The organism is Mesorhizobium sp. M2A.F.Ca.ET.067.02.1.1 (assembly GCF_004023285.1).
Lineage (GTDB): Bacteria > Pseudomonadota > Alphaproteobacteria > Rhizobiales > Rhizobiaceae > Mesorhizobium.
In genome coordinates this window covers 1-6,646 of record NZ_RZSB01000305.1, presented here as the reverse complement: position 1 = coordinate 6,646, position 6,646 = coordinate 1, and the positions used below count along the sequence as shown (strand labels likewise).

Annotated in this window: 12 protein-coding genes; 10 read left to right on the top strand and 2 right to left on the bottom strand. The window is 62.2% G+C overall.

What is annotated here, in order from left to right; translation table 11 throughout:
- From EOA28_RS20175 to EOA28_RS20150, 6 genes are all read left to right on the top strand, one after another.
- Nucleotides 1–234, top strand: a 234-nt coding sequence (locus tag EOA28_RS20175) for a 5-formyltetrahydrofolate cyclo-ligase (RefSeq protein ID WP_281060910.1), incomplete at its 5' end; no start/stop codon positions are given.
- Between the two features lie 81 nt (nucleotides 235–315).
- Nucleotides 316–609 (top strand): hypothetical protein, encoded by a 294-nt coding sequence (locus tag EOA28_RS20170; RefSeq protein ID WP_128315204.1) that lies wholly within the window; start codon nucleotides 316–318, stop codon nucleotides 607–609.
- A 185-nt stretch (nucleotides 610–794) separates the two neighbouring features.
- The gene (locus tag EOA28_RS20165; protein ID WP_127249624.1) at nucleotides 795–1,076 is read left to right on the top strand and encodes a BrnT family toxin; all 282 of its coding nucleotides are present in this window, start codon (nucleotides 795–797) and stop codon (nucleotides 1,074–1,076) included.
- A gap of 25 nt (nucleotides 1,077–1,101) precedes the next feature.
- Nucleotides 1,102–1,389 (top strand): transcriptional regulator, encoded by a 288-nt coding sequence (locus EOA28_RS20160; protein WP_127249653.1) that lies wholly within the window; start codon nucleotides 1,102–1,104, stop codon nucleotides 1,387–1,389.
- Entirely contained in the window at nucleotides 1,386–2,210 is an 825-nt protein-coding gene (locus EOA28_RS20155) for a YmdB family metallophosphoesterase (RefSeq protein ID WP_127249623.1), read from the top strand. The genes EOA28_RS20160 and EOA28_RS20155 overlap by 4 nt, the downstream gene beginning before the upstream one ends.
- Nucleotides 2,211–2,280: 70 nt before the next feature.
- Complete coding sequence (locus EOA28_RS20150; protein ID WP_127249622.1) at nucleotides 2,281–3,045, top strand: TerC family protein; 765 nt, start codon at nucleotides 2,281–2,283, stop codon at nucleotides 3,043–3,045.
- A 48-nt stretch (nucleotides 3,046–3,093) separates the two neighbouring features.
- Here the strand turns inward: EOA28_RS20150 and EOA28_RS20145 are convergent, their stop codons facing one another.
- Nucleotides 3,094–3,576, bottom strand: coding sequence for an SRPBCC domain-containing protein (locus EOA28_RS20145; RefSeq protein WP_127249621.1), 483 nt, complete (start codon nucleotides 3,574–3,576; stop codon nucleotides 3,094–3,096).
- Between the two features lie 51 nt (nucleotides 3,577–3,627).
- On the opposite strand from EOA28_RS20145, the gene EOA28_RS20140 reads away from it, so the two are divergent.
- The 3 genes from EOA28_RS20140 to EOA28_RS20130 all read left to right on the top strand — a co-directional run bounded on the left by EOA28_RS20140 (nucleotide 3,628) and on the right by EOA28_RS20130 (nucleotide 5,255).
- Nucleotides 3,628–3,951 carry a helix-turn-helix domain-containing protein gene (locus tag EOA28_RS20140; RefSeq protein ID WP_127249620.1) on the top strand — a complete coding sequence of 108 codons (324 nt, stop codon included), beginning with the start codon at nucleotides 3,628–3,630 and terminating at the stop codon, nucleotides 3,949–3,951.
- Nucleotides 3,952–4,154: 203 nt separating this feature from the next.
- Entirely contained in the window at nucleotides 4,155–4,904 is a 750-nt protein-coding gene (locus EOA28_RS20135; protein ID WP_127249619.1) for a YebC/PmpR family DNA-binding transcriptional regulator, read from the top strand.
- 39 nt (nucleotides 4,905–4,943) lie between these two features.
- Nucleotides 4,944–5,255, top strand: a complete 312-nt coding sequence (locus tag EOA28_RS20130; protein ID WP_126080728.1) for a SelT/SelW/SelH family protein — start codon at nucleotides 4,944–4,946, stop codon at nucleotides 5,253–5,255.
- Between the two features lie 31 nt (nucleotides 5,256–5,286).
- Here the strand turns inward: EOA28_RS20130 and EOA28_RS20125 are convergent, their stop codons facing one another.
- Entirely contained in the window at nucleotides 5,287–5,763 is a 477-nt protein-coding gene (locus EOA28_RS20125) for a DUF1772 domain-containing protein (RefSeq protein ID WP_127249618.1), read from the bottom strand.
- A 121-nt stretch (nucleotides 5,764–5,884) separates the two neighbouring features.
- On the opposite strand from EOA28_RS20125, the gene EOA28_RS20120 reads away from it, so the two are divergent.
- Nucleotides 5,885–6,526, top strand: coding sequence for a TetR/AcrR family transcriptional regulator (locus EOA28_RS20120; RefSeq protein ID WP_127249617.1), 642 nt, complete (start codon nucleotides 5,885–5,887; stop codon nucleotides 6,524–6,526).
- Nucleotides 6,527–6,646: the final 120 nt, after the last annotated feature.

The following is a 6,646-nucleotide window of genomic DNA, read 5'->3' as shown; positions in this document are numbered from 1 at the left end:
ACGCTCATGCTGGTGCCGCTCGCCGCCTTCGACGGCCGCGGCCACCGCATCGGCTACGGCGCCGGCTATTACGACCGCGCCATCGCCAGGCTGGCCGAAAAGGGCATCATGCCCAGGCTGATCGGCATCGCGTTCGATTGCCAGGAAGTCGAGCGGGTGCCGGAAGAGAACCATGACGTCATCATTCCGGAAATACTGACCGAGAGCGGGTTGCGCCGCTTCGATGTCGCTTAAGCTATCGCGACCCGCTTAACGCGTTTCAAAGACACGTCGGATTATGTTCCTGCAGCTATAATCGAGCTGACGGGGATCGTGGTGTTCCTTCTTGCACGCTATTTGCTGATGCCCTTCGCGCTGATCGCGGCGATACTGTTCTCGATGTCGTTGCACATCATAGGAACTACCTTGCATCACCAGGCTGCCTGGCAGCGGACACTCGCCACCGTAACGGATGTCAGCGCCTACAGCGAAACGCGGGCGAACGGTCTCACCACGGATGGCATCAATGTCGCCGTCAGCTATGTTGCCAATGACGCGCCGATGACATGGTCCGGCAGACATCGGTCTCTACAAGGCGGCCAAGGGCGACAGGATAGAATTTTACTATGACCCTGCCGATCCATCGAGCCTCGACACGGCCGCGATGAAAGGCTGGCGCGGCGGGCTGCTGCTGCTCGCCGTCACCGGTGGGTTCACCTTGTTCTACATCTGGTTCTTCTGGTTGCGAGGACGCCATGGTGCGGCTTGACGTTGGCGTTCGTCTGGCGAATACTACTGAAATCCAGTAGTCCGCAATGCTTGAGTTCGAGTGGGATGACGACAAAGCAGCAAGCAATCTTGCCAAGCACGGTGTGGCATTTGCGGATGCCAAGCGCCTGTTCGACGACATCCATGCCCAGTATTATTCGGATCGTTCCATGGACTACGAAGAGGAGCGCTTCATCGGCATCGGTATCGTCAATGGATTGGTGCTGACAGTGGTTTACACCGAGCGCGGCGACCGAATAAGACTGATCTCCGCCAGAAAGGCGACGCGCCATGAGCAGAAAGCATATGACCAAGCACGCCGGGACTGAATCCGATTGGGATCGTCTGCGCGCCATGAGCGACGCGGAGGCGGAGGCTGGCGCCTTGGCGGACAAGGACAATCCTCCGCTCGACACGGATCGGCCGGGAGTGGCATCTGTCGCGCGCGTCAAGGTGATCCGTCGGGCTTTGCATCTTACCCAGGAGGAATTTTCCATCCGCTATCGCATTCCGCTCGGCACGCTTAGAGACTGGGAGCAGGGCAGGACCGAGCCGGATCAGGCGGCACAGGCCTATTTGCAGGTCATCGCCAAGGAGCCGGAAACGGTGTCGCGGGCGCTCGGTACGCGTAGCGCCGCATGAGACTTCTCTTTCTTGGCGACATGGTTGGCAAAACAGGACGCACGGCGGTATGGGAACAGCTGCCGGGGCTGATCTCCGACTTCAGGCTCGACTTCGTCATCGTCAATGGCGAGAATGCCGCCGGCGGCTTCGGCATCACCGAGGAGATCTTTCGCGAGACGCTCGCTGCCGGCGCGGATGTCGTCACCACCGGCAACCATGTCTGGGACCAGCGCGACGCGTTGATCTTCGCGCCGCGCGAGGAGCGCTTCCTGCGGCCCTCCAATTTTCCCAAGGGCACGCCCGGGCGCGGCTCTGGCGTCTATATCGCCCGCAACGGCGCGCGCGTGCTGGTCGCCAACATCATGGGCCGCGTCTTCATGCATCCGGAGCTGGACGATCCGTTCCAGGCCGGCGAGCGGGAGTTGGCCGCCTGTCCGCTCGGCGAGCAGGCCGATGCGGCGATCGTCGATTTCCATGCCGAGGCGACCTCGGAGAAGATGTGCTTCGCGCATTTCGTCGACGGCCGCGCCAGCCTCGTGGTCGGAACGCATACGCATCAGCCGACCGCCGATCATCAGATCCTCAACGGTGGCACCGCCTATATCTCGGACGCCGGCATGTGCGGCGATTACGATTCCTCGCTGGGCATGGACAAGGAAGAGCCGCTCAACCGGTTTCTTTCCAAGGTGCCGAAGGGGCGCTTCGAAGCGGCGACTGGACCGGCGACTCTCTGCGGCGTCGGCGTCGATATTTCCGACCGCACCGGGCTTGCGGAAAGGATCGCGCCGTTTCGTCGCGGGCCTCGGCTGGAAGAAACGGCGCCGTCTTTCTGGTCGTGACATTGATATAGGCGAGGTCAGTGCCTAACTGGCGACGAAACTGCTCTAGATCGTAGAGGGGACGACCTCCATGCAGCTTGTCGAATTCCTGGCGCCGCACTTTGCCTTTGTTTCCGACCCGACCGCCTGGGTTGCGCTTTTGACACTGGTGGTGCTCGAGATCGTGCTCGGCATCGACAATCTGATCTTCATCTCGATCCTTACCAACAAGCTGCCGGAAGCGCAGCGCGCCCGCGCCCGCCGGCTGGGCATCTCGGCGGCGCTGGTCATGCGCCTCATCCTGCTCGCCACGATCTCGATCATCGTGCAGCTGACGACGCCGGTGTTCACCGCCTTCGGCCACGGATTTTCCTGGCGCGACCTGATCCTGATCGCCGGCGGCCTGTTCCTGGTCTGGAAGGCGACCAGGGAAATCCATCACACTGTCGACCCGCAGGATCATCAGGACACGATGGTGGGTACGCTGCAGCTGAGCCTTGCCGGCGCCATCTTCCAGATCCTGCTGCTGGACCTCGTCTTCTCGATCGATTCCATCATCACCGCCGTCGGCATGACCGACGAGATCGCCATCATGTATATCGCCGTGATCGTGGCGGTGAGCGTCATGATGCTGGCGGCGACGCCGCTTGCCAATTTCATCGCCAGGAACCCCTCCATCGTCATGCTGGCGCTGGGCTTCCTGCTGATGATCGGCATGACGCTGATCGCCGACGGCATGGGCTATCACGTGCCGAAGGGCTACATCTACGCCGCCATGGGCTTTTCGGCGCTGGTCGAGGGTCTCAACATGCTGGCGCGGAATCGCAAGAAGCAGGGGTCGGGCGGCGGGCATTGATGGTGGCAACGAGGGCGGCAGCGTGCGGCTGTCGCTCCCGCCGCAGGATCATTTGCTTTCCGACGTCGGCAGTTCACCGCGCATTTCGCTGGGGTAGAACCCTTCACGCAGATTGATGCCGTACTCCACGTAAGCTTTCATGCATGACAGCATCTGCGACCAGCCCTCGCAATTGCCGTAGGATGATTTGCGGCCGGCCTCGTCCTCGCGCCATCCGCTTTCGGCAATGGTGACGAAGGTGCCACCGTCATCCAGGGCTTCGAAGCTCATTTCGATCGTGGTCTTGTAAGCCGGTACAACGCCGGGGCCGCCGCCATCCCAGCGCAGCACGATGCGCTCGTTGGGCACCACTTCATCGACCTCGACGGGCACGGTCTTCCACCATGTGACCGTGGTGCCGGGGACCAGCGGCGCCGCGGCGCCGCCAAGCGTCGTAAAATACCCGCTGAGCTTCGTCGGGTTGACGACGGCGTCGAAGACCTCGGCGACCGGTTTGCCGATGCGCCCGGAAATCCTGAATCCAAGGGACATATCCACAGCTCCTTCCTTGCTCAGTGGAACAATATGTTATAAAAACATAACATGTCAAGCCAAACCGCGGACGACCATGTTTTCAAGGCCTTGGCGCATCCGCGCCGGCGCGAATTGCTGGATCGCCTGAAGGATCAGCCGCAGACCACCGGCGCGCTTTGCGAGGCGTTCCCGGACATGGACCGCTGCACGGTGATGATGCATCTGAAAGTGCTGGAGGAGGCCGACCTGGTGATTGCGAGGCGCGAGGGACGCGAGCGTTGGAACCATCTCAATGCCTTGCCGATCAAGCAGATCCACGATCGCTGGATCAGCCAGTATGCCGGCCATGCGATCAGCATTCTCGACCGGCTGAAGTCCGACCTTGAGAGCTGAGCGGCCTCTCCGGCGCCGGAGTTACGGCGCGTCTGGACGAATTGAGCCGATTTATCTATAAGCCGGCCATTCCGACAGAGAGCGCCGTGTGCCTTCGCAGGCATGCCTGGAGCGTTCTGAAAATTTGAATTCGAGCAATTTGCGGATGGCGAGGTGATCCCATTTCGCTCCGCGGTGCTCTAGCCGAACACGACAGGGGTGCCATGGCTGGCCATTCGCAATTTAAGAACATCATGCACCGCAAGGGCCGTCAGGACGCGGTGCGGTCGAAAATGTTTTCCAAGCTGGCGCGCGAAATCACTGTCGCGGCCAAGACCGGCACGCCGGACCCGGCGATGAACCCGAGGCTTCGCCTTGCGGTGCAGAACGCCAAGGCCGTGTCGATGCCGAAGGACAACATCCAGCGCGCCATCAACAAGGCTTCCGCGGGCGACGGCGAGAACTACGAAGCCGTGCGCTACGAGGGCTATGGCCCGGGCGGCGTGGCGCTGATCGTCGAGGCGCTGACCGACAACCGCAATCGCTCGGCATCCAATGTGCGCGCCGCCTTCACCAAGGCCGGCGGGGCGCTCGGCGAAACCGGCTCGGTGTCCTTCATGTGGAACCGCGTCGGCGAAATCTACTATCCGGCTTCGGCCGGCAGCGCCGACAAGGTGATGGAAGCCGCGATCGAGGCCGGCGCCGACGATGTCGAGTCCGACGAGGAAGGCCACACCATCTATTGCAGCTTCGAAAGTCTCGGCGACGTGTCGAAATCGCTAGAAGCGGCGCTCGGCGAGGCTGAATCGGTCAAGGCGATCTGGCAGCCGCAGAACAACGTCCCGGTCGACGAAGAGCGGGCGCAGTCGCTGATGAAGCTGGTCGCCACCCTCGAGGATGACGACGACGTGCAGAGCGTCTACGCCAATTTCGAGGTCGACGACGAGACGATGGCCAAGCTCAGCGCGGCCTGACCGGCAACGCGATCCGATATGAGCGAAGCTCAATCTCGTATGACCGACAAGCCGCTTCCCGTCATCCGCATCACCTATTGCACGCAATGCCAATGGCTGTTGCGTGCCGGCTGGATGGCGCAGGAGCTGCTTTCCACCTTCGGCACCGATCTCGGCGAGGTGACGCTGGTGCCGGGCACCGGCGGCATCTTCACCATTTCCTGCAACGATCAGCTGATCTGGGACCGTAAGCGCGACGGCGGCTTTCCGGATGCGGCGAAGCTGAAGCAGCTGGTCCGCGACGTCATCGATCCGGATCGGGATCTCGGCCATGCTGACCGCAAAACCCACAAGAAGACCGACCCCGCCTGAGGCGGGGTCTTTAGCATTGCGGCCGCGTATCTCAGATCAAAGCCATGATGAAGCAGGCCATCGACACGATAGCGGTGACGGTGCGGACGTGGTTCCACATCACCCATTGGCTCAGATGGTTCGCCCAGACGGCGGCGCCGTTGGCGCTCTGCGGATCGACGGCGGCTAAAGCGTCGTTGAGCGGAACGTTGATGACCATGGTCACGATCGGGTTGCCGACGAAATAGATCACCGCGCCGGCAAGCAGCCAGTATGAGCCCGACTGGCTCCAGCCGAAGAGAGCGGCGGCAATCAACACCAGGCAGATGACGCCGGTGCCGAACAGCGCCGTCATGAAGGTCGGCGTGATCACCGTGACATTGATCGAATTCATCGCCGCGATGCCGCTTGGGACGGGCAGCCGCGCGAGTGCCGCCATGACGAAATTGGAAAAGGCGAAGAACACGCCGCCGACCACGCCGGAGCCGATCGCGGCGATGAAGGTGAGGGTGGGGAGAAGTTTCATCATCTCAGTTGGCTCCAGATGTCGGTTGGTCTGCAAATGTGATAAATCCTCACATTTGCAAAACGTGATAAACCCTCGTATTTTGTAAGTCAAGCTGGTGTTGGAGAATCGCCTGGAGGAAGCCATGGACGAGAAAGTCACCGCCAAGCCGGATCAGGCCATCATCGGCTCGCCGCGCCGGTCGCCGAGCCAGCAGCGCAGCCGCGAGCGGGTCGAGCGCATGCTTGCCGCCGCCTCGGCGCTGATTGCCGAGCAGGGCAGCGATGCGATGCGGATGGGCGAGGTGGCGGAGCGGGCAGGGGTGTCGATCGGCTCGCTCTACCAGTTCTTTCCGGACAAGCGGGCGATCGTCTGGGCGCTGGCCGAGCGCTACACCGCCGAGAGCCAGGCCTGCATCTCGGCGGCGCTGAAAGATGTCAGGGACGCCGAAGGACTGAAGCAGGCGTTTTCAGAGCTGGTCGACATCTACTATCAGCTGTTCCTGGCCGAGCCGGTTATACGCGACGTCTGGTCGGGCACGCAGGTCGACAAGGCCCTGCGCTCGCTCGAGCTCGCCGACAGCCGAGCCAATGCCGAATTTTTGGTCGCGGTGCTGAAGCGGCTGAGGTCCGATGCCGATCCGGTCGAACTGGAGACGACGGCCTTCCTCGTCTGGCAGATGGGCGAGGCGGCCGTGCGACTGGCGATCTCGGTCGATCGGGAGGAGGGTGACAGGTTGGTTGAGGCCTACAGGCGCATGGCGCTGCGGGAGTTGGTGGGGGAGTAGCGGCCTTCCTCCTCGCAGCGTACGCGATTGGCGAAATCGCCGGCGAGAGCGTCCCCTCTCCCCGTCACTATACGGGGAGAGGATGCCGGCAGGCAGGTGAGGGGCAGCGCCGGCCTATGA

Bases quoted from the DNA above. Each gene is read 5' to 3' on its own strand.
- EOA28_RS20140 (WP_127249620.1), top strand. From the start codon at position 3,628: ATGTCAAGCCAAACCGCGGACGACCATGTTTTCAAGGCCTTGGCGCAT.
- EOA28_RS20145 (WP_127249621.1), bottom strand. From the start codon at position 3,576: ATGTCCCTTGGATTCAGGATTTCCGGGCGCATCGGCAAACCGGTCGCC.
- EOA28_RS20160 (WP_127249653.1), top strand. From the start codon at position 1,102: ATGAGCGACGCGGAGGCGGAGGCTGGCGCCTTGGCGGACAAGGACAAT.
- EOA28_RS20150 (WP_127249622.1), top strand. From the start codon at position 2,281: ATGCAGCTTGTCGAATTCCTGGCGCCGCACTTTGCCTTTGTTTCCGAC.
- EOA28_RS20120 (WP_127249617.1), top strand. From the start codon at position 5,885: ATGGACGAGAAAGTCACCGCCAAGCCGGATCAGGCCATCATCGGCTCG.
- EOA28_RS20155 (WP_127249623.1), top strand. From the start codon at position 1,386: ATGAGACTTCTCTTTCTTGGCGACATGGTTGGCAAAACAGGACGCACG.
- EOA28_RS20135 (WP_127249619.1), top strand. From the start codon at position 4,155: ATGGCTGGCCATTCGCAATTTAAGAACATCATGCACCGCAAGGGCCGT.
- EOA28_RS20165 (WP_127249624.1), top strand. From the start codon at position 795: ATGCTTGAGTTCGAGTGGGATGACGACAAAGCAGCAAGCAATCTTGCC.
- EOA28_RS20125 (WP_127249618.1), bottom strand. From the start codon at position 5,763: ATGATGAAACTTCTCCCCACCCTCACCTTCATCGCCGCGATCGGCTCC.
- EOA28_RS20130 (WP_126080728.1), top strand. From the start codon at position 4,944: ATGACCGACAAGCCGCTTCCCGTCATCCGCATCACCTATTGCACGCAA.